The following is an 18,253-nucleotide window of genomic DNA, read 5'->3' as shown; positions in this document are numbered from 1 at the left end:
GGTGACGGCAATCCGGCGCTGCACGCGACGACGCTCAGCGCGATCCCGTCCCCCACCGTCGCTCACCTGCCCGCGCACCGTCGTGGACACCCGGTCGAGCCGGACGAAGCGGATCACCGCGCGTGCGCCGTCGCCAGCTCCCCCCAGTGGGTCGTCGCGCGCAGCGAGAGCGCGCCGCGCTTCATCGTCCAGACCGGTCCCTTGCGGATCCCCGCGAGTCCGAGGCCGACGGCGGAGCGGCCGTGGCGCTTGGTGACGGCGTCGATCGTCGCGCCGAGTCCCTTGGCGTCGAACGCGGTGTCGAACACCTCGAGGAGGGCGTGCGAGTCGCGCGGCGACAGGTTCGTGAGGATCACGCCCGCCCGGACATACCTCGCCCCCTCGCGCAGCCGCGGCCGCAGCGTGCCGATCGCGGCCTTGACGATCGCCACCGGGTCGTCGGTGGGCACGGGGAAGCCGGCCAGTCCGCCCGCGGACTCGTACGGCGCGTCCGCGAACGGCGACGTCGACGCGAAGACGCTCATCGTCTTCGTCACCGACCCCTGCGCGCGCAGGCGGTGCGCGACACGCTGCGCGTAGACGGAGAGCACCTGCTCCATGTCCGCGGTCGTCGTCACCGGAGTGGCGAACGAGCGCGAGAAGATCAGCTGGTCCCGGACGGTCCGGGCCGCCTCGAGCGGGATGCAGTCGACCCCGCGCAGCTCGTAGACGGAGCGCTGCAGCACCACGGAGAACTTCTTCCGGATCAGCGCCGGGTCGGCATCGCGGAGGTCCCGGATCGTGTGGATGGACAGCTCCGCGAGGCGCTTCCCGGTGCGGCCCGCGACTCCCCACAGCTCGGTCACGTGCTGCGAGGCCATCAGCGCGTCGAGCTGCTCGGGCGTGTACCAGTCGGTGTCGCAGACCCCGCCCAGGCGCGGGTGCTTCTTCGCACCGCCCTTGTTGACGAACTTCGCGAGCGTCTTGCTCGGCCCGAACCCGACGCACACCGGCAGGCCGACGTTCTTCGCGACGGCCGCCCGCATCGCCCGGCCAATCCTCGCCCGCTCCGCCACATCCCCGTCGACGCCGAGGAAGCTCTCGTCGATCGAGTACACCTCCTGCCACGCCGAGTAGCGGCCCAGCAGCTCCATCACCCGCGCGGACAGCTCGCCGTACAGCTCGTAGTTGCTGGAGCGGGCGATCACCTCCGGGAGGCGCCCCGAGCGGATGAGGGGCTCGACCTTGAACCAGGGCGTCCCGTTCTCGATCCCGAGCTTCTTCACCTCGTCCGAGCGGGCGACCACGCAGCCGTCGTTGTTCGAGAGGACGACGACCGGCCGCCCCTGCAGCTTCGGGTCGAACAGCCGCTCGCAGGAGACGTAGAAGCTGTTCACGTCCACCAGGCCGATCCGCCGCTCAGAGCGCACGGTGCAGCCGGTGCAGGCAGACGGTGACGACGCCCCAGATCTGGAGGTCGCTCAGCTCCGCGACGAGGATCGGCGGATAGTCCGGGTTCTCCGCGCGCAGCACCACTCCCCCGGGGCCCAGCTCGAGCCGCTTGACGGTCAGCTCACCGTCGAGGATCGCGATCACGACGCTCCCGTTGGTCGGCGTCAGCGAGCGGTCGACCACGAGCTCGTCGCCGTCGCTGATGCCGGCGCCGGTCATGCTCTCGCCCGAGACGCGGACGATGAACGTCGAGGTCTTGTCCCGGATGAGGTGGTCGTTGAGGTCGAGCGAGCCGTCGAAGTAGTCCTGCGCCGGCGACGGGAAGCCCGCCGCCACCGCGTCGGCGGGGACGAGGAGGGAGACGGCCACGGCGTCCCGGGCCGGGGTCGCGATGCGGTCCACCACGGTCACGCTCATTCTCGGCCCTCCTCACGGGATCGAACATGTGTTCGAATACGTCCGAGTGTAGGTCGACCCCACCGACATCGGCACCGGAGGCTCCTCGCTCGCGCCCGCCCCCGATGCGCGAGGATCGGACCCGTGGATGCGGAGCGGGTACTCGGAGACGGTCGTGCCGACGGGGTGTGGTGCCGGCTCGGCGAGCCGCTGACGGTGGCGCAGATCGCGCGCGGCGGACCCGCCTGGCTCTGCCTGGACGCGCAGCACGGCGCCTTCGACGACGCCGCGGTGCTCGCGACCATGCGCGCGCTGGCGACGGTGAGCGAGCGGCCGCCCGTCGCCGTCCGGGTCGCCGGGCTCTCGGACCCGCTGATCGGGCGGGCGCTCGATGCCGGAGCGGACATCGTCGTCGTCCCGATGATCGAGTCGGTCGAGGACGCGGCCGCGGCGGTCCGCGCCGCGCACTACCCGCCGCTCGGCCGTCGCAGCTGGGGTCCGATGACCGACCTCTGGGGCGCCGCGCCGCCGTCGGCCCCCGAGGCGCGGCCGGCCCTGTGGCTGATGATCGAGACGCAGTCCGGCCTCGACGCGGTCGAGGAGATCCTCGCGGTGCCGGGGGTCGCCGGCGTCTTCGTCGGCCCGTTCGACCTCGCGATCGGACTCGGCCGGGAGCTGCCCGACCTGCTCGCCGCGGACGGACCCGAGGACCCGCTGCCCAGGATCGCCGCGGCCGCCCGACGCGCAGGCAAGGGCGCCGGTGCCTACGCGGGCGACCCGGAGCGCGCGCGGCAGCTTCGCAGCCTCGGCTTCCCGCGGGTCGCCGTCGCGACCGACCAGTCGCTGATCGCGCTCGGCACGGCGGCGGCGCTCGGCGCGGTGGCGGACGGCTTCGGCTGCTGAGCCTCCGAGGGATGCGACGACGGCGATGACGACGACTCTCGAGCGGCTGATCCAGCGGACCGCCGACGCCGCAGACGACGACCTTGCCCCGGGCGCTCGGGCCGACGCGCGCCGCACGCTGACGGCGGCGCTGGAGGCGCATGTCAGGGACGACCACGAGGCCGAGGCCGCGCTGCTCGCCCCTCTCGTCCGCCGCATCTCGGACTCCTGGCCGCACACGTCGGCGCTCGGCCGGGACGTGCTCGGTTACGTGCAGGCCGTTCGGCGCTGAGGCGCGAGCGCGGGCGGAGGCTGAGACGAGTCCGACGTCAGCAGCCGGGTCCCCGCGATCTGCAGCAGCGTGCACTGGAGCAGGGGGCCCTCCCGCAGATGCAGTTGCAGCACGCACTGAGCAGCCGCGTCGCCGTCGAGCAGGCCAAGGGTGCTCTCGCCTACGAGCTGGACATCACGGTCGAGGAAGCGTTCGAGCTGCTCCGGAACCGGTCGCGGGCAACGTCCACGCCGATCACGGCGCTCGCTCGGCAGATCCTCGACAGTCATCAGTAGCGGCGACGGGATGGACGGGGCGGCGGGGCGGAACGTGGGGGCACCGCCGACCCTCCACGAGGTCGCGGCCGGCCTCACCGGAGCGGTCTACACCTTCGCTCCGCAGCACCACCTCGAGCCGTTCACCGCGTCCTCCGACCTGGCCAGCGGCCGGGTGGTCGCCGTGAGCGTGTCGTACACCTACTATCAGCACCCCTCACGGCCGGAGGACCCGCGCAACTTCGTCGATCTCACCCCGCAGCAGCGCACGGCGATCGCGCGCGCCGAGACGTCGGCGCTGCCCGACTGGCTGCGGGATCAGATCCGCCGCATGCGCTACCCGACCCTGTTCGACGCGGTCCGGACGTCGCTCCCCTTCCCCGCAGAGCGTGCGCACCCCGTGGAGGGCCGGCTCGAGGCGCACCTCACGGACTCGCTGCGCACCCTCTTCCCGGGCCAGCACCTCTCCACCCGCCTGCGCACCGTCCGCGGCGCACCGCTCGCGGAGTACAAGGTTCACCGCGGGGTCCCCCTCTCCGTCGACGGAGAGATCCACCGCAGCACCCGCGTCGAGATCGCGCCGCACGTGTTCGCCTTCGGCACCCGCCTCGACGACCGCTACGTCACCGCCGTCATCCCCTGGGACCTGCGCGCCGACATCGTCCCGGCGCTCGTCATCCTCCGCACGGCGGGCACGCCCCGCGCCTAGGCTCGCGAAACGGCGAGTGCCGGAGTGCAACCCGGCGCTCCTTCTCGCCCGAGATGTACGAGAGGAGATTGCAACGATGGGACTGTTCTCCCGGCGCCGCCCCGAGAGCGGCGATGTGGATGCGGTGGCGGTGGTCGCCGATCCGGCCGCGAAGCGAGCGCGAGTAAGTGCCGACGCCGTGCGGATCCTCCCGCTGGTGCTGGACGACCGCTCCGTCGCGGCGCTGCTCACCCGATCCGCGCCTGCCGACGCTCCGGTCCTGGCGCCGCACGCGTCAGGGCTGACCATCGCCCACGTCCTCGACCGGGACGGGGCGTGGGAGTACGTGACGGCGTCGACGGCGTCGCGCCTCGGGCACACCGCGCAGTCCCTCGCCACGGAGGCGCTCGCCTGGCTGGCGCGCATCGACCCCATCGTGTCCGGCGGCGACGGGCGATTCCTCCTCGAGACACCGCCCGGCAGCGAGGACCTCGCGGCGTCCCTGATCCTGCGCGCGGGGTTCCTGCACGCCCTGTTCGACGAATTCGTCGCCGGCGACCCGGTGATCGCGATCGGTCAACGCGTGTCGATGCACGTCTGCGGCCTACAGGACGCCGATGCGGTGGCGGGCCTGCGCGAGCTCGCCCGCGGCCTCTACGACGGCGGCGACGCGGCCCCGGTCAGCACTACCCTCTACCGCCTCGGCGCTGACGGGTCGGCCACGCCCTACTGACGACTCATCGCCCGCACTGCTGAGACCGACGGGTGCTGGCTCTCTCGAACGCGGCAAGCTCACCGCGGTCAGAAAGAGACAGGCGTTAGAACGCCTGCTTGTCGAACCCCTCTGGGGCAGAGATCATCGGATCCGTCCACTGCAGGCCGGCGGCGACCGCGCGAGCCAAGCTCTCCAGGCCGGTACCGAAGTAGCAGTACCCGTGAGTCGTCTCGACCTGCTGATGCGGTGGCATCACCACGAGGCGCCAGTTGAACAGCATCTTCCACACCTCGACCGTGAAGGTCTCCGTCTCCTGCAGCCGAAAGCCGTTCTCCGTCCGCACGACCCGCTCCCCCGCGACGTCGGCCTCGGAACGCGGTTGCTGCTCGAGGTCGTCGAGCGCCTCGGCTCGGGTGCGCAGCATCGTCTCCTGATCCACCCTCCCAGTGTCCCGATAGCCGCCCCGTCACCGGGCAGTTCATCGGGCGGGTCTTACGGGACTGTGGAGTTGATCGCTTTGTGGCGGTGTTCTGCGATCGCATCATGGCGACCGCGCATGCCCGTCTGGAGTACACCCCAACCGGACGTCAGGCACCATGACCGAAGCGCGTCCGAATAGGGCCGTGTCGGGCCTTGTCTGACACTTGCCCCTGCGGCTCTCAGACTTCAACTGGACAAGTAGCGGTCGGAGGCGGCATGTCGGGTCAGAGGGTCGGGTACGTGCGGGTGAGCACGTTGGATCAGAGCACGGTGCGCCAGCTCGACGGCGTGACGCTGGATCGGGTGTTCGAGGACAAGGCCTCCGGCAAGGACGTGAACCGTCCGCAGCTCGAAGAGATGATCGGGTTCGTCCGCGACGGAGACACGGTGCTCGTGCACTCGATGGATCGGCTCGCAAGAAACCTCGAGGATCTTCGCCGGCTCGTTCGCAGACTGACGGACAAGCGGGTCCGCGTCGAGTTCGTCAAGGAGCAGCTCACCTTCACCGGTGAGGACAGCGCGATGGCGAACCTGCTGCTGAACATGATGGGCGCGTTCGCGGAGTCCGAACGCGAACTCATTCGAGAACGTCAACGCGAAGGCATCGCCCTGGCCAAGCAGCGCGGCGCCTACCGCGGCCGCGCCCGGTCCCTCTCCCCGACCCAGATCGCTGAGTTGCGCGAGCGTGCCAGCGCCGGCATGCCGAAGACGACGCTGGCGAAGGAATACGGCATCAGCCGAGAGACCGTCTATGCCTCCTTGCGTGTCAGCGAAACGCCTTCCGCCTAGGGTGGCGCGGTGCTGGTTACCCTGGCCGGGTGGACTTCACTGGGTTGGCGCCCCAGCACTTTGACACCGCGCTCAGCGCGGTACTGACCACAGCTATGCAGGCGCAGGGCTGGAGCGCACAGAAGGTCGCCGTGTTCGCACGGCTCCGACCGCGCACCGTCTGACGCATCCTGACCGGTAAAACTTCGGCCGGCACCGTACAACTGCATCGCCTCCTGCGAGTCCTGCAACTCGACCATGACGCCACTATGCGCACTTCGTCATGAACCGGGTGGAGCCGGTGTCGCACGAGGCAAGGGACGCGCGTAGCGCGGGCTGCTCACGGTGCGACCCGATGCGACCGGCGCCGATGTAGATCCGGTCGACCGATACACCGCGGCGAGGAGCGCGACACGTTGCGCCCGAGCACGCTGCCCATCGGTCGAGGCGCGCGGGATGAGTGCCGTCTGCCTGGCGACAGACCCGTCGGGCGCTGCCGAGGTCTGCCCAACGTGCGACCGAGCGCTCTGCACCTAGTCAGATGTACCCCGTTTTGTCCCCAGAAGAGACCACACAATCCTGTGAGGATTTTCAGTAAGTTCTGAGTGCGAGCATCGCAGGGCTGAGGAGTCCTAGGCACGTTAGCCCTCTTTTACTCCGAAGCGCGACAGTTCAACAAGCCACCTTGATAACGAAAGGCCATGCTGCCGTGTCTAATATAAAACTTCGCACTCTTGCCGCCGTGACGACAGCCCTGTTGGCGGTTTCTGTTGTGAATGCGACGGCCGCGCACGCTGCCGACTCGGATGCAGACGATGTCGTCAAGGTACTTGAATCGGTCCCCACGGAGATTCCACTCCTGCAAGGAGTGACTACCGGTTCCGCAACGGACTTGGTCGAAGCTGGAAATTCTTCAAGCGAGCGCGCAGCCATTCGAGATGTGGCAGATGTGTTCGTGTCGGGAGCCGGAAAAAAGCCGCTCGCCGTCGAGTTCTCGCAGCTCAAAACGCGACGGAAGTGAGCGTGTCGAGTGAAGGAATCGAAGTAATTGACAATGGAAATGGCTCGTCGACAGTTCCGCTGAAGCACGCCGACGGGTCGCTGCAGATCGTAACGGTGATCGAAAGTTCAAATGCGCCGACGGAGTACGCGGTGGACGTTGAATTGCCTCTCGGCGTCGTCTTGACTCCGACCGACGACGGAGCGCTTCTCGCAACAGATTCGAATGGTGCATTGATGCTCGGCGTAGCACCCGCTTGGGCCTACGACGCTGACGGCGTCTCCGTACCCACTCGCTACGTCGTCCAAGATACGAAAATCGTCCAGATCGTCGATCACGCTTCCGGAAACTTCAGCTACCCGGTCTCCGCCGACCCCTGGCTTGGAGTCCGCTTCTTCGACCCCATGACCGTCAATCGACAGGGAACCTTCAACGGCCGGAACGTCTACTCCGGTCGCCTCACGCCATGGGGAGTCACGATGGGACTCTCTGCTCAGGGACACGCCATCATGGCGGGCGCAGGATGGGAGGAGTTCGCCTCTCAATGGTCCGCGGTGAGGAGCAGCACGAGCCTGTATCAGCAGTACCAGTGCCACGCCGCATATGGACGTGCCATCATCGGCGCAGGTTTCCACTGGGACCTTGAGGCCTCTCGCCCTGCCAACGGAAACTGGCCCAACGTGCTCGCTCACAGGTGCAACTGGTGAGTCCTACTACAGGTAGATTGCGGCGCAAACCTTTCTCGTTCCTCCTCGCCGGCTTCATCGTCGGATGTCTTCTCACCGGCGGGATCACCGTCGTAGCCGGCATGCTTACCGACGATTCACGGTCCGGAATAGCGCTTCAGGACATCGTCCGCGAGAACGTACCGGGCTTCACGGGCGTTGATAATTCAAACAACGACGCGTGCGGCGACAGGAGGGGTTGCGAGGAAGGCATCGAGGGGTCTGGTGCGTCGTTGTACCGCTACAGTTCCCTCGATCTCGCGCGACAAGCTGTCATCTACAGCACTGCTGATTTTTATCGTTCCGATCGGCTTGTCATTGAGTTTGAAGAGAACATGACAGCCGACGAGCGCTACCGACTGATTCAAGTCGTCGAGGGAACCTGGACTGGCAGCGACGACTAAGGTTTAACAAGGTGATTAAAGCGGTGAGGCTCTCAGCAGTTGGTCGAGGGCCGGCCCGTCCCCGGATGGAGAAGCTCTGGTCTTCATCGCCGACCGGCTGCGCTCAGGCGTACTCCCCGCCGACGTGCGGGCATCCCTCTACCAGGCGGCAGCACTCATCCCCGGTGTCGAGTTCATCGAAGACCAGGCCACCCTCGATGCCCGCACGGGCACCGCGATCGGCCGAGTCGAGACCAACGCCAACTTCCGCCAGGACATCATCATCGACCCCGACACGGGTCTGTTCATCGGTGAGCGGGACAACGCAGCTCACTGCTGAAGACGGGATCCCCGCCGACACGATTACCGGGTGGTCCGCGGTAACGACCACCGTGGTTCCCGACGCCCCCGCCGGCGGAACCCAGAATGGGACATTTGACGAGATGGGGTGCACGACGACGAACGGCGCCTCCGTCTGCCCGCAGTAGAACCGAGTGGATGCGGCGCCCTAGCACGTCAACGTGGCGCGGCGCCGCAGCCCCCTTCGTTCGTTGCCGAGGGGTGGGCGAACAGAGCAGGGCCACTGTCGCCGAACTGCGACACGGAGCGCTGTCAGGACGCCGCCTCGGAGCTCTGCAATCCACAACACTCAGCCCCGCGGATTTTCGCGGCGCTCGGTGTCGCGTCTGCGTGTACCGGTCAGCGATCGGCTATCGGGACATGCGTGGGACCTCGCAACCGGACAGGCGATCACGCGGACGAGGCGGCCCGGCCGCGCATTTTCGCGCAGGTCGGGCCGCTTCGTGGTGATGTTGGGAGCTGGTGCTCAGAAACCGCCGGCGCGGCGCACCTGGTAGTGCTCTTCGAGCGCGGTGACCTCGTCCGGGGTGAGGTCGATGTCGACAGCGGCGGCCGCGTCGTCGAGGTGGTGGGGCTTGGTCGCGCCGATGATCGGTGCGCTGACGACGGGGTTGTTGAGCACCCACGCCATCGCGATCTGCGCCATGGACACGTTCCGCGCCTCCGCGATCTTCTGCACGGCGTCGATGACGGGGCGGTCGCGTTCGGTGTCGGCGAAGAAGCTGTTGCCCACGGGGTCGTCGGAGGAGCGCTGGGTCTGCTCTCCGGCGGGGCGGGCGACGCGGCCCTTCGCGAGGGGGCTGTAGGGGATGCTGCCGACGCCCTGGTCAGCGAGCAGGCCGAACATCTCGCGCTCTTCCTCGCGGTAGAGGAGCGAGTACTGGTCCTGCATGGACACGAAACGGGTCCAGCGGTGCAGGTCCGCGGCGTGCTGCATGGTGGCGAACTGCCACGTCCACATCGCGGACGCGCCGAGGTAGCGGGCCTTCCCGGCCTTCACGACATCGTGCAGGGCTTCCATCGTCTCCTCGATCGGGGTCTCCGGATCGAAGCGGTGGATCTGGTACAGGTCGACGTAGTCGGTGCCGAGGCGGGTCAGCGACGCGTCGATCTGCTGCATGATCGCCTTCCGCGACAGGCCGGCCACGCGCAGCCCCGGACCACTGCCAGCGGTGTCGCCGAAGTGGGCCTTGGTCGCGAGGACGATCTCGTCACGGTGGGTGAACTGGCGCAGCGCTTCACCGACGATGCGCTCGGAGTCGCCGTAGGAGTACACGTTCGCGGTGTCCCAGAACGTGATGCCGAGCTCGAGCGCCTGCCGGAAGAACGGCAGCGCATCGTCCTTGGGGAGTGACCACTGGAGGTGGCCGCTGGCCGGGTCGCCGAAGCTCATGCAGCCGAGCGCGATGCTGCTGATCTTCAGGCCGGAATTGCCGAGGCGGGTGTACTTCATGGCGTGAATCCTCTCGATGGGCGCGACGACGACAGCCGGGGCGGCTGGGGTGTCGAGCGGGTGCAGTGACGCGGGCGGGGTGAGCCCGCCGCTGTCACTGGGTCGTGGTGGGGGCCGTGGTCGGGATGGGGCTGGCGGTCCAACTGGCCAGGACGCGGAGACGTTCTTCCGACACGGAGGCGGGTTCGGTGACGTAGGTGATGATCGTGATGTCCGGTTCGCTGGCGAGGGTGAGCGCTTCGCCGGTGACCTCGACCTCACCGACAGTGGGGTTGTGCAGGGTCTTCGTGGCGCTGGTGTGCAGGCGCACGTTGTGGGAGGCCCACCAGGTGCGGAACGGGCCGCTGCGGGTGCTCAGCTCACCGATGAGGTCGGTGAGGGACCGGTCGAAGGGGGTGCGGCCGGCTTCGATGCGGAACGCGGACACCATGTCGCGGGCGACGCGCTCCCAGTCGCCGTAGAACTCCTGCGAGGACGGGTCGAGGAAGAGGTACCGGGCGAGGTTCGCCGGCTCGTCCCCGTTCGGGACCAGGCCCGGCATGAGGGCGGCGCCGAGCTGGTTCATCGCGATGATGTCGGTGCGGCCGTTCCGGGCGTACGCGGGCAGTCCGCTCATCCCGTCGAGGATGCGCTGCACACGGTTGCTGGCACGAAACTTCGCGGGGGTGCGCTTGGGTGCGGGTCGGGTCAGGGCGTGCTCGGCGTTCGCGGCCCGCGCGAGGTCGAACAGGTGCTGCTCTTCGGAGTCATCGAGCTGCAACGCCCGTGCGACGGCGAAGAGGACGGACTCGGAGACGCCGGCGAGCTTCCCGCGCTCCATCCGGTTGTAGTACTCCGCGCTGACCCCGGCGAGGGTCGCGACCTCCTCGCGGCGCAGGCCCTTCACGCGCCGACCCGTCGCGGAGGCGGTGAGGCCGGCCGCTTCGGGGGTGATGCGGTCGCGACGGGTGCGGAGGAAGTCGCTCGCTTCGGTTCCGGTGTCCATGTGGGTCAGCGTAGGCCGGACCCGGACGGGTGAAACAGACACTGCCAGTACACCAAACGCCGCTGCCTGTTCCATCAGAAGGGGCCGCTGTTGGATGGGATCACCGGCGGAACCGCACCCGGTCCGCTTCTTGGAAGGAACGCTCGTGAGCACCATCCCCACCGTCACCCTGAACACCGGCGCTGAGATGCCGCAGCTCGGCTTCGGCGTGTTCCAGATCCCCGCCGAGGACACCGAGCAGGCCGTCATGGACGCGATCACGGCCGGGTACCGCCTCATCGACACCGCCGCCTCCTACGCCAACGAGGAGGCTGTCGGCCGCGGCATCGCCGCCAGCGGCGTGCCGCGCGAGGAGCTGTTCATCACCTCGAAGCTGTGGATCCAGCGCCGCGGCGAGGAGGGCGCCCGCGAGGCGATCACCACGTCCCTGCAGAAGCTCGGCCTGGACTACCTCGACCTGTACCTGATCCACCAGCCCTTCGGTGACTACTACGGCGAGTGGCGTGCGCTCGAGCAGGCCCACAAGGACGGCCGGCTCCGCGCGATCGGCGTCTCCAACTTCGCCTCCGACCGCCTCGTGGACCTCATCGCGTTCGCCGACGTCGTGCCCGCGGTGAACCAGATGGAGACGAACCCCTTCCACCAGCAGGTCGACTACCAGGAGCTGCTGCACGCCGAGGGTGTGCAGCTCGAGGCGTGGGCGCCGTTCGCCGAGGGCAAGAACGACCTGTTCACGAACCCCGTCCTGACCGAGATCGGTGATGCGCACGGCAAGTCCGTCGCTCAGGTCGTGCTCCGCTGGCTCGTGCAGCGCGGCGTCGTGGTCGTGTCCAAGTCCGTCAAGCCCGAGCGCATGCAGCAGAACCTCGACGTCCTCGACTTCGAGCTCACCGAGGAGCAGATGGGGAAGATCGCCGAGCTCGAGGCGGGCGAGTCGCTGTTCTTCTCCCACGTCGACCCCGACATGGTCCGCTGGCTCACCGGCCGCGCCGAAGCGTAGGCATGCCCGTCCACCAGCCCACCCGCAGGCAGCTCCTGCGCAGCGCCGCGGCCGGCGCGATCAGCGCCGCCGCGGCCGGGCTGCTGGCCGCTTGCACCACCCCGGCACCTCTTCCCTCCCCGTCCACGCCTGACGCCGCCGCGCCGGCGCCTTCGAGCTCGACAGGAACCTCCGTGTCTCCCACCCCCAGCAGCCGGATCCTGATCGCCTACTTCTCCCGCCCGGGCGAGAACTACTGGAACGGCGGCCGCCGCACCCTCGACGTCGGCAACACCGAGGTCCTCGCCGGCCTGATCAGCGACCGCATCGACTGCGACGTCTACCGCATCGAGGCCGCCGACCCGTACTCCGACCGCTACGACCCCACCGTGGCGCGCAACATGCAGGAGCAGGACACGAACGCGCGACCCGCGATCGCGAACCCCCTCCCCGACCTCACCGGCTACGACACGGTGCTGCTGGGCAGCCCGATCTGGAACGTGCAGCCGCCGACGATCCTCGCGACCTTCGCCGAGGGCGTCGGCCTCACCGGGAAGACGCTGCTCCCCTTCGTCACCTACGCCGTCAGCGGCCTGGGCTCCACCGACTCCTTCTACCGAGGCCTCGGCCCCGGTGCGCAGCTCGGCGACGGACTCGCCGTCCGCGGCGAAGACGTCGCCCAAGGCGCCCCCGACGTCGGAACCGACGTCGACCGGTGGCTTACCGCCTCCGGCCTGGCCTGAAAGGCACCCTCATGACCGACCCCACCCTCACCGTCCTCCTCGTCGGCGCCACCGGCAGCGTCGGCCGCCACGTCGTCACCGCCTCCCTCACCGCAGGCCACCGCACCCGCGCCCTCGTGCGCACCCCGTCCCGCGCCAGCGACGTGGATCCCCGTGCGGAGACCGTCGTCGGGGACCTCACCGACGCGGCGACCCTCACCAAAGCGGTCGAGGGGATCGACGCGGTGATCTTCACCCACGGCGACAACGCCCACGCCGAGGCCGTGAACTACGGCGCCGTCCGCAACGTCCTCCAGGCGTTGAACGGGCGCCCGGTGCGCATCGCGCTGATGACGACCATCGGCGTCACCGTCCGCCACCCCAGCTCAGAGTGGAAGCGCCGCGGAGAACGCCTCGTCCGCGCCAGCGGCAACCGGTACACGATCGTCCGGCCCGGCTGGTTCGACTACAACGACGCGAACGAGCGCAGGATCCTGATGCTGCAGGGCGACACCCGCCGCAGCGGCTCCCCCGCCGACGGTGCGATCGCGCGCGACCAACTCGCCCGCGTCCTCGTCGCCACCCTCACCGATCCCGCCGCCGAGGGCCGCACCTTCGAGCTCTTCGACGAGCGCGGCCCCGAGCAGGACGACCTCAGCCCCCTGTTCGCCGCCCTCGACACGGACCCCGCCAGATCCGTCGATGGAGTGCTCGACCAAGCGAACCTGCCGCTCGAGCAGGAACCCGCGCCCGTCCGCGCGGACCTCGACCGCGTCCGCGCCACCCGCTGACCATCACCACCGACGGGAGAAGCATCACGACACGAAGCCCCGTGAAAACACCGCCACGAAGCGCCGAGATCCACACCCCTACGGGGTGAACCCCGCTCGTCGACCTGACGCGGTGAACGACCCCCGTACGGGACGGGCGCGTCGCCTCCCTTGCCGTCACTAGCGTGACATTTTGACAGCATGGTGACGTATATTCGTCGCATGCACCCTCCGCAGCTCGCCGAGCACGACCCGCCCTTCCAGGATCTGGTGCTCAGCGTCTTCCACCTCAGCAACGTGCTGTCCGCGTCCGGGGACCGCCTCGTTGCGGATCTCGGGTTGACCTCGGCGCGCTGGCAGATCCTCGGAGCCCTCGCCGCGGGTGCGCCGCGGCCGGTCGCGTGGCTCGCCCGCGACCTGGACGTCTCCCGGCAGAACGTCCAGCGGATCGTGAACGACCTCGAGCGCGACGGCTTCGTGGCCTTCCAGCCCAACCCGCACCACCGGCGGGCGCAGCTCGTCACCCTGACGCCGGAGGGTGACGCCGTGCTCGCCGCCGCCGCCGCCCGCGCCGCGCCCTGGGCGGGGAACGCCGCCGCGGGCCTCGATCCGGCCGACGTCGACACCGCCCGGCGCGTGCTCCACGCGATCGGCACCGCGGTCCAGGCCCACGACACCGACTCCCGCCCGAAGGACACCGAATGAACGACCGACCGGACCTCCCGCCCCTGCTGAAGTACGGCAACGCGGCGGTGAAACTCCTCAACCGACTCGGCGTCCCGGCCGGACCGCCGAGGATCCTCACCGTCCGCGGACGCATCAGCGGGCAACCCCGCTCCACGCCCGTCTCGATCGTCACCCTCGAGGGCGCCCGCTACGTCGTCGCCGGGCAGCGGATGGAGTGGGTGAAGAACGTCCGCGCGGCAGGCGAGGGCGAGATCCAGCGCGGCCGACGACGCGAGAGCGTGACCTTCACCGAGCTCCCCGAGGAGCAGCGCGGCCCCGTCCTCCGCGCCTACTGGCACCAGCACAGCCAGGGACGCAAAGTCGCCGCGCGCATCTTCGAAGCCGGCGAGAACGCCGGTCCCGACGACTTCGCAGCGGCCGCCCCGCGCTGCGCCGTGTTCCAGCTCGCGACTATCGAGCTCGATCGCTGACCCGAGAACCGCTTCGCCACTTTGTACCGGTGAACGATCCCCTATCGGGACTCGGACTCGACCGCTGACACCGTGACGTCGCAGTCGCGGACGCAGTCCAGCAGATCGGCGAGTCCCGACCGGACCGTGCCGACCCGGACGAGCGCGGCGTCGCCCACCCCCGCGCCGTCGTGCGTGAAGACGACGAGCTCGCGGCGGTCCGGCGACCAGACGACGTCTCCCGCCCGGTAGTCGGCGACCGGCTCTACTGAGGCGAGGGCCCCCGCCACGGCGACGTCCTCGGCGACGAGCGCGGCGCCCATCCGGTCCTCGAACATCAGAGAGGCGGGGAGCTCGGTCGCGATCGAGCGCGCGGCGGGCGAGTCGTCGACCTGGATGATGATCGTGGTCCCCTCCGCAGTGGCGAGGGGGACCGGAACGGTGAAGGCGAGAGCCGGAGCGAGCAGCGCGACGAGCCGCGCCTGGGCGAGAGCACCGAGGAGGACTCCCGGGCGGCGACGCGACGGCGCGCCCGTCGTGCGGCGGATCGGGGCGCCGTCGGTCTGGCGGTCGTCGGTCGTGCTCAGGGCGGGTCTCATCCGTGCCTCCGTGGTCGAATCGAGCCGGTGACCGCGGTGGTCGACCTGTGCTGCCTCCGCGGTACGACCCAGCGAACCGCTCGGTGCCGGCCCCCGGGAGTCCCGTCGCTGACGCGCCCTCTCAGGGCGCCCCACTCCGGCCGAGGGTCGACCTACTGTTGCCGCATGGTCGATCGATCCGAGATCCGCGAGTTCCTGGTGTCGCGCCGCGCCCGCGTCGAGCCCGAGCAGGTCGGCCTCCCGCGCGGAACGGACCGGCGGGTGCCGGGCCTGCGCCGAGGCGAGGCCGCCGCACTGGCCGGCGTCAGCGTCGAGTACTACGCCCGACTCGAGCGGGGAGCGATCGGCGGCGCCTCCAACGCGGTCCTCGACGGCCTGGCGCGCGCCCTGCGGATGGACGACGCCGAGCGCGAGCACCTCGGCCGACTCGCCCGCGGCGCCGGAGACGCACCGACGACCCGGAGCCGGGCGAGACCGACGCCCCGGTGGACCCCCTCCCCCAGCGTCCAGTGGCTGCTCGACTCCGTCGGCACCGCCGCCGCCCTCATCGGGAACGGCCGCACCGATCTGCTCGCCGGGAACCGCCTCGGCCGCGCCCTGATGTCGGACCTGATCACCACCGCGACGACGCAGCCGCCGAACTTCGCCCGCTTCCTCTTCCTCGAGCCCGCCTCCCGCCTCTTCTACCCCGACTGGGACGCCGCCGCACGGATGAACGTCGCCCAGCTGCGCACCGAGGCCGGCCGCGACCCGCACAGCAAGGAGCTGCACGACCTCGTCGGCGAGCTCTCCACCCGCAGCGACCACTTCCGGCACCTCTGGGCCCGGCACGACGTCTGGCAGCACGACTCCGGCACCAAGCGCTACCACCACTCCACCGTCGGCACGATGACGCTCCACTTCGACGGCCTCGACCTCGTCGGACACCCCGCGATTCAGCTCACCGTCCTCACCGCCGAGCCCGGCACCCCCGACCACGACGCACTGCAGCTCCTCGGCTCCCTCTTCACCACGCCGGCGGAAACCGACCGCACGGTGGACACGAAGAGAAGGTGAAGAGCGGTTGCTCCGCACCTGTACCGAGGCGGAGGACAGGGGTCAGCAGGAGTGCGACTGCTCTCGCCGGAGGTGGGTTTCAGTCGAGTGCGCCTGTTGCCGCCCAGCTGCTGAGGAGGGTGAGTCTGTCCGCGGTGTCGGAGCCGTCATCGGCGGTGTAGGTGGTGATCGACAGCCCGTTCTCGCCAGGCATCTCGAACACGTCGTAGGTGAGGTCGAGGTCGCCGACAGCGGGATGCCGGTAGATCTTCCGTCCGGTGCGGTGCTCGTGGACGTCGCGGTCGGCCCAATCGATCCGGAACTGCGGGCTTCGCGTGGCTAGGTCTCCGATGAGTGCTGTCAGTTCGGCGTTCAGGGGATCTCGACCTGCTTCGAACCGGAGCATCGCGGCAGTGAGGCTGCAGGCGAGGGACCAGTCCTCGTAGAAGTCTCGTGCTCGGGAGTCGAGGAAGATGAAGCGCGCCAGGTTGGGGTGCTCCGCTTCGAAGTGCGGGGCGAAGAGGGCGCGGCCGGCGAGGTTGGACGCGATGAGCGACTGGGCGGCGTCGATGACGACGGCAGGCACTGCCATGTTGTCGAGGACGCGCTGGACCGACTCGCGAACAGCGGGGGGCGAGGAGGCGTCGCCGTGCTGAGCCGCGAGGGCGAGTGGGGCTGTCCGAGCGAGATCGAACAGGTGCTCCCGTTCGACGTCATCGAGGTGCAAGGCACGCGCGATCGCATTCAGGATGCTGTCCGAGGCGCCTTCCAGCCCGCCTCGCTCGAGCCGGGTGTAGTAGTCCGCGCTGATTCCCGCGAGCATCGCCACTTCCTCGCGGCGCAGACCAGGAACGCGGCGTTCACCGCCGAGGACAGGGATCCCGGCGTCGGCCGGCGTCAGGTTGCCGCGGCGGGAGATGAGGAACTCCCGGATGTCGCTCTTCCGATTCATGATCGCTCCAAGCTAGGACGCCGAGGCGCCGAGGTCTGCAGGGGGGCACCTCGGCGCCTCGGGACGGTGGCGGCTAGAGGGTGAGGAGGACCTTCGTCGCGCGGCGCTCGTCCATGGCCTTGTAGCCCTCAGACGCCTGCTCGAGCGGAAGGGTGAGGTCGAAGACCTTGCCCGGGTCGATCGCGCGATCCCAGATCAGCTGAATCAGGTCCGGCAGGAACCGGCGGACAGGAGCCGGCCCGCCCTGGGTGTGGATGCCGGCCATGAAGAGGTCGATGCCGGGGAGCTGCACGCCGTAGTTCACGCCGACGAAGCCGAGGTGGCCGCCTCCGCGAGTGGCGCCGACGGCCTGCATGAAGGACTCCTGCGTGCCGACCGCTTCCACGACCGAGTGGGCTCCGAGGCCGCCGGTGAGCTCCTTGATCCGTGCCACTCCCTCGTCGCCGCGCTCCTCGACGATGTCGGTCGCTCCGTAGAACCGGGCGAGCTCCTGCCGGTCCTTGTGCCGCGACATGGCGATGATGCGCTCTGCACCGAGCTGCTTCGCGGCGAGGATCGCCATCAGTCCCACTGCTCCGTCGCCGACGACGGCCACCGTCTTACCGGGTCCGGCCTCGGCCGCGACCGCGGCGTACCAGCCGGTTCCGAGGACGTCGGAAGCGGCCAGCAGCGACGGGATGAGGTCCGCGTCCGGCTGGCCCGGGGTGGCGACGAGGGTCCCATCGGCGTAGGGAATCCGAGCTTTCTCCGCTTGCGTGCCGATGGTCGACGCCACGAACTCAGCGTGAACGCACTTGGACTGGAAGCCCGCCTGACAGATCTCGCACGTGTTGTCGGAGATGACGAACGAGCCGACGACGAAGTCCCCCGGCTTCACGGTCTTCACGTCCGCGCCGACCTCCTCGACGATGCCGGCGTACTCGTGACCCATCGCCTGATGATCCGCCGGCTCCACCCCGCGGTAGGGCCACAGGTCCGATCCGCAGATGCACGTGGCGGTGAGCTTCACGATGGCATCGGTCGGGTGGACGATCGTCGGGTCCTCCCGCTCCTCCACTCGAACATCGCCGGCGGTGTGCATGACCACTCCACGCATGGGTTTCCTCCTTGCTCTCGGCATCCGTGATGCCGTTACGAACGATGGGCGTCCTCGCGACCCCACACGTTCATAGAACGACGACGCACCGCGGAAGTGGGAGACCCGATCCGGTCCCCCCAGCGCCCCACAGCCCTCGAGAGCGCTCGTAG

The 18,253-nt window shown here is 69.3% G+C and carries 24 protein-coding genes; 16 read left to right on the top strand and 8 right to left on the bottom strand.

Annotation, left to right across the window (positions count from 1 at the left end; genetic code table 11):
• Positions 1-113: 113 nt before the first annotated feature.
• Complete coding sequence (locus EDF36_RS12285) at positions 114-1,382, bottom strand: Y-family DNA polymerase (protein WP_123733206.1); 1,269 nt, start codon at positions 1,380-1,382, stop codon at positions 114-116.
• A gap of 16 nt (positions 1,383-1,398) precedes the next feature.
• A complete protein-coding gene (locus EDF36_RS12280) occupies positions 1,399-1,848 on the bottom strand; it encodes a LexA family transcriptional regulator (RefSeq protein WP_123733205.1) in 450 nt (149 codons plus the stop codon).
• A 123-nt stretch (positions 1,849-1,971) separates the two neighbouring features.
• Here EDF36_RS12280 and EDF36_RS12275 point away from each other — a divergent pair, with 123 nt between their 5' ends.
• The 5 genes from EDF36_RS12275 to EDF36_RS12255 all read left to right on the top strand — a co-directional run bounded on the left by EDF36_RS12275 (position 1,972) and on the right by EDF36_RS12255 (position 4,676).
• The gene (locus tag EDF36_RS12275) at positions 1,972-2,730 is read left to right on the top strand and encodes an HpcH/HpaI aldolase/citrate lyase family protein (protein WP_185020455.1); all 759 of its coding nucleotides are present in this window, start codon (positions 1,972-1,974) and stop codon (positions 2,728-2,730) included.
• 25 nt (positions 2,731-2,755) lie between these two features.
• On the top strand, positions 2,756-3,001 hold the full coding sequence (locus tag EDF36_RS12270) for a hypothetical protein (RefSeq protein ID WP_123733204.1): 246 nt from the start codon (positions 2,756-2,758) through the stop codon (positions 2,999-3,001).
• Positions 3,002-3,099: 98 nt separating this feature from the next.
• Complete coding sequence (locus EDF36_RS12265) at positions 3,100-3,276, top strand: ANTAR domain-containing protein (RefSeq protein ID WP_123704022.1); 177 nt, start codon at positions 3,100-3,102, stop codon at positions 3,274-3,276.
• A gap of 34 nt (positions 3,277-3,310) precedes the next feature.
• Positions 3,311-3,964: a hypothetical protein gene (locus EDF36_RS12260; RefSeq protein WP_123733203.1), complete on the top strand. Its 654-nt coding sequence runs from the start codon at positions 3,311-3,313 to the stop codon at positions 3,962-3,964.
• A gap of 76 nt (positions 3,965-4,040) precedes the next feature.
• Entirely contained in the window at positions 4,041-4,676 is a 636-nt protein-coding gene (locus EDF36_RS12255) for a hypothetical protein (RefSeq protein WP_123733202.1), read from the top strand.
• 85 nt (positions 4,677-4,761) lie between these two features.
• Here EDF36_RS12255 and EDF36_RS12250 read toward each other — a convergent pair whose 3' ends face one another.
• The gene (locus EDF36_RS12250; protein ID WP_148060031.1) at positions 4,762-5,097 is read right to left on the bottom strand and encodes a hypothetical protein; all 336 of its coding nucleotides are present in this window, start codon (positions 5,095-5,097) and stop codon (positions 4,762-4,764) included.
• A 257-nt stretch (positions 5,098-5,354) separates the two neighbouring features.
• Here EDF36_RS12250 and EDF36_RS12245 point away from each other — a divergent pair, with 257 nt between their 5' ends.
• From EDF36_RS12245 to EDF36_RS12230, 5 genes are all read left to right on the top strand, one after another.
• Positions 5,355-5,927 (top strand): recombinase family protein, encoded by a 573-nt coding sequence (locus EDF36_RS12245; protein WP_123733200.1) that lies wholly within the window; start codon positions 5,355-5,357, stop codon positions 5,925-5,927.
• 721 nt (positions 5,928-6,648) lie between these two features.
• Positions 6,649-6,927, top strand: a complete 279-nt coding sequence (locus EDF36_RS20925) for a hypothetical protein (protein ID WP_148060030.1) — start codon at positions 6,649-6,651, stop codon at positions 6,925-6,927.
• Positions 6,924-7,613 (top strand): DUF2599 domain-containing protein, encoded by a 690-nt coding sequence (locus EDF36_RS12240; RefSeq protein WP_221181647.1) that lies wholly within the window; start codon positions 6,924-6,926, stop codon positions 7,611-7,613. Before EDF36_RS20925 ends, EDF36_RS12240 begins: the two co-directional genes overlap by 4 nt.
• On the top strand, positions 7,610-8,035 hold the full coding sequence (locus tag EDF36_RS12235; protein ID WP_133962420.1) for a hypothetical protein: 426 nt from the start codon (positions 7,610-7,612) through the stop codon (positions 8,033-8,035). The genes EDF36_RS12240 and EDF36_RS12235 overlap by 4 nt, the downstream gene beginning before the upstream one ends.
• Before the next feature lie 124 nt (positions 8,036-8,159).
• The gene (locus EDF36_RS12230; protein WP_123733197.1) at positions 8,160-8,354 is read left to right on the top strand and encodes a hypothetical protein; all 195 of its coding nucleotides are present in this window, start codon (positions 8,160-8,162) and stop codon (positions 8,352-8,354) included.
• A 486-nt stretch (positions 8,355-8,840) separates the two neighbouring features.
• On the opposite strand, the gene EDF36_RS12225 is transcribed toward EDF36_RS12230, so the two are convergent.
• Positions 8,841-9,827 carry an aldo/keto reductase gene (locus EDF36_RS12225; protein ID WP_123733196.1) on the bottom strand — a complete coding sequence of 329 codons (987 nt, stop codon included), beginning with the start codon at positions 9,825-9,827 and terminating at the stop codon, positions 8,841-8,843.
• 94 nt (positions 9,828-9,921) lie between these two features.
• Complete coding sequence (locus EDF36_RS12220; RefSeq protein ID WP_123704039.1) at positions 9,922-10,812, bottom strand: helix-turn-helix domain-containing protein; 891 nt, start codon at positions 10,810-10,812, stop codon at positions 9,922-9,924.
• A 154-nt stretch (positions 10,813-10,966) separates the two neighbouring features.
• On the opposite strand from EDF36_RS12220, the gene EDF36_RS12215 reads away from it, so the two are divergent.
• From EDF36_RS12215 to EDF36_RS12195, 5 genes are all read left to right on the top strand, one after another.
• Positions 10,967-11,812 carry an aldo/keto reductase gene (locus tag EDF36_RS12215; RefSeq protein ID WP_123704832.1) on the top strand — a complete coding sequence of 282 codons (846 nt, stop codon included), beginning with the start codon at positions 10,967-10,969 and terminating at the stop codon, positions 11,810-11,812.
• Between the two features lie 173 nt (positions 11,813-11,985).
• Positions 11,986-12,534 (top strand): flavodoxin, encoded by a 549-nt coding sequence (locus tag EDF36_RS12210; RefSeq protein WP_260300695.1) that lies wholly within the window; start codon positions 11,986-11,988, stop codon positions 12,532-12,534.
• Positions 12,535-12,545: 11 nt separating this feature from the next.
• The gene (locus tag EDF36_RS12205) at positions 12,546-13,304 is read left to right on the top strand and encodes an SDR family oxidoreductase (RefSeq protein ID WP_123733194.1); all 759 of its coding nucleotides are present in this window, start codon (positions 12,546-12,548) and stop codon (positions 13,302-13,304) included.
• Between the two features lie 201 nt (positions 13,305-13,505).
• Entirely contained in the window at positions 13,506-13,988 is a 483-nt protein-coding gene (locus tag EDF36_RS12200; RefSeq protein WP_123733193.1) for a MarR family winged helix-turn-helix transcriptional regulator, read from the top strand.
• Positions 13,985-14,440: a nitroreductase family deazaflavin-dependent oxidoreductase gene (locus EDF36_RS12195; RefSeq protein ID WP_123704047.1), complete on the top strand. Its 456-nt coding sequence runs from the start codon at positions 13,985-13,987 to the stop codon at positions 14,438-14,440. The genes EDF36_RS12200 and EDF36_RS12195 overlap by 4 nt, the downstream gene beginning before the upstream one ends.
• A gap of 41 nt (positions 14,441-14,481) precedes the next feature.
• Here the strand turns inward: EDF36_RS12195 and EDF36_RS12190 are convergent, their stop codons facing one another.
• Positions 14,482-15,018: a cyclophilin-like fold protein gene (locus EDF36_RS12190; RefSeq protein ID WP_123733192.1), complete on the bottom strand. Its 537-nt coding sequence runs from the start codon at positions 15,016-15,018 to the stop codon at positions 14,482-14,484.
• A gap of 165 nt (positions 15,019-15,183) precedes the next feature.
• Here EDF36_RS12190 and EDF36_RS12185 point away from each other — a divergent pair, with 165 nt between their 5' ends.
• Positions 15,184-16,074 carry a helix-turn-helix transcriptional regulator gene (locus EDF36_RS12185; protein ID WP_123733191.1) on the top strand — a complete coding sequence of 297 codons (891 nt, stop codon included), beginning with the start codon at positions 15,184-15,186 and terminating at the stop codon, positions 16,072-16,074.
• A 79-nt stretch (positions 16,075-16,153) separates the two neighbouring features.
• Here the strand turns inward: EDF36_RS12185 and EDF36_RS12180 are convergent, their stop codons facing one another.
• Together EDF36_RS12180 and EDF36_RS12175 are read right to left on the bottom strand one after the other, a co-directional pair.
• Positions 16,154-17,005, bottom strand: coding sequence for a helix-turn-helix transcriptional regulator (locus tag EDF36_RS12180; protein ID WP_123733190.1), 852 nt, complete (start codon positions 17,003-17,005; stop codon positions 16,154-16,156).
• A gap of 73 nt (positions 17,006-17,078) precedes the next feature.
• Positions 17,079-18,101 carry a zinc-dependent alcohol dehydrogenase family protein gene (locus tag EDF36_RS12175; RefSeq protein ID WP_221181646.1) on the bottom strand — a complete coding sequence of 341 codons (1,023 nt, stop codon included), beginning with the start codon at positions 18,099-18,101 and terminating at the stop codon, positions 17,079-17,081.
• Between the last annotated feature and the right edge of the window lie 152 nt (positions 18,102-18,253).

This window comes from Rathayibacter sp. PhB152 (genome assembly GCF_003751395.1).
In the GTDB taxonomy this organism is placed as follows: Bacteria; Actinomycetota; Actinomycetes; order Actinomycetales; family Microbacteriaceae; genus Rathayibacter; species Rathayibacter festucae.
This window is presented reverse-complemented; position numbering and strand designations above follow the sequence as displayed.

Excerpts from the sequence above, each read along its gene's own strand:
- EDF36_RS12280 (WP_123733205.1), bottom strand. The coding sequence starts at position 1,848 with ATGAGCGTGACCGTGGTGGACCGCATCGCGACCCCGGCCCGGGACGCC.
- EDF36_RS12270 (WP_123733204.1), top strand. The coding sequence starts at position 2,756 with ATGACGACGACTCTCGAGCGGCTGATCCAGCGGACCGCCGACGCCGCA.
- EDF36_RS12265 (WP_123704022.1), top strand. The coding sequence starts at position 3,100 with ATGCAGTTGCAGCACGCACTGAGCAGCCGCGTCGCCGTCGAGCAGGCC.
- EDF36_RS12255 (WP_123733202.1), top strand. The coding sequence starts at position 4,041 with ATGGGACTGTTCTCCCGGCGCCGCCCCGAGAGCGGCGATGTGGATGCG.
- EDF36_RS12245 (WP_123733200.1), top strand. The coding sequence starts at position 5,355 with ATGTCGGGTCAGAGGGTCGGGTACGTGCGGGTGAGCACGTTGGATCAG.
- EDF36_RS12225 (WP_123733196.1), bottom strand. The coding sequence starts at position 9,827 with ATGAAGTACACCCGCCTCGGCAATTCCGGCCTGAAGATCAGCAGCATC.
- EDF36_RS12220 (WP_123704039.1), bottom strand. The coding sequence starts at position 10,812 with ATGGACACCGGAACCGAAGCGAGCGACTTCCTCCGCACCCGTCGCGAC.
- EDF36_RS12205 (WP_123733194.1), top strand. The coding sequence starts at position 12,546 with ATGACCGACCCCACCCTCACCGTCCTCCTCGTCGGCGCCACCGGCAGC.
- EDF36_RS12200 (WP_123733193.1), top strand. The coding sequence starts at position 13,506 with ATGCACCCTCCGCAGCTCGCCGAGCACGACCCGCCCTTCCAGGATCTG.
- EDF36_RS12195 (WP_123704047.1), top strand. The coding sequence starts at position 13,985 with ATGAACGACCGACCGGACCTCCCGCCCCTGCTGAAGTACGGCAACGCG.
- EDF36_RS12190 (WP_123733192.1), bottom strand. The coding sequence starts at position 15,018 with ATGAGACCCGCCCTGAGCACGACCGACGACCGCCAGACCGACGGCGCC.
- EDF36_RS12185 (WP_123733191.1), top strand. The coding sequence starts at position 15,184 with ATGGTCGATCGATCCGAGATCCGCGAGTTCCTGGTGTCGCGCCGCGCC.
- EDF36_RS12180 (WP_123733190.1), bottom strand. The coding sequence starts at position 17,005 with ATGAATCGGAAGAGCGACATCCGGGAGTTCCTCATCTCCCGCCGCGGC.
- EDF36_RS12175 (WP_221181646.1), bottom strand. The coding sequence starts at position 18,101 with ATGCGTGGAGTGGTCATGCACACCGCCGGCGATGTTCGAGTGGAGGAG.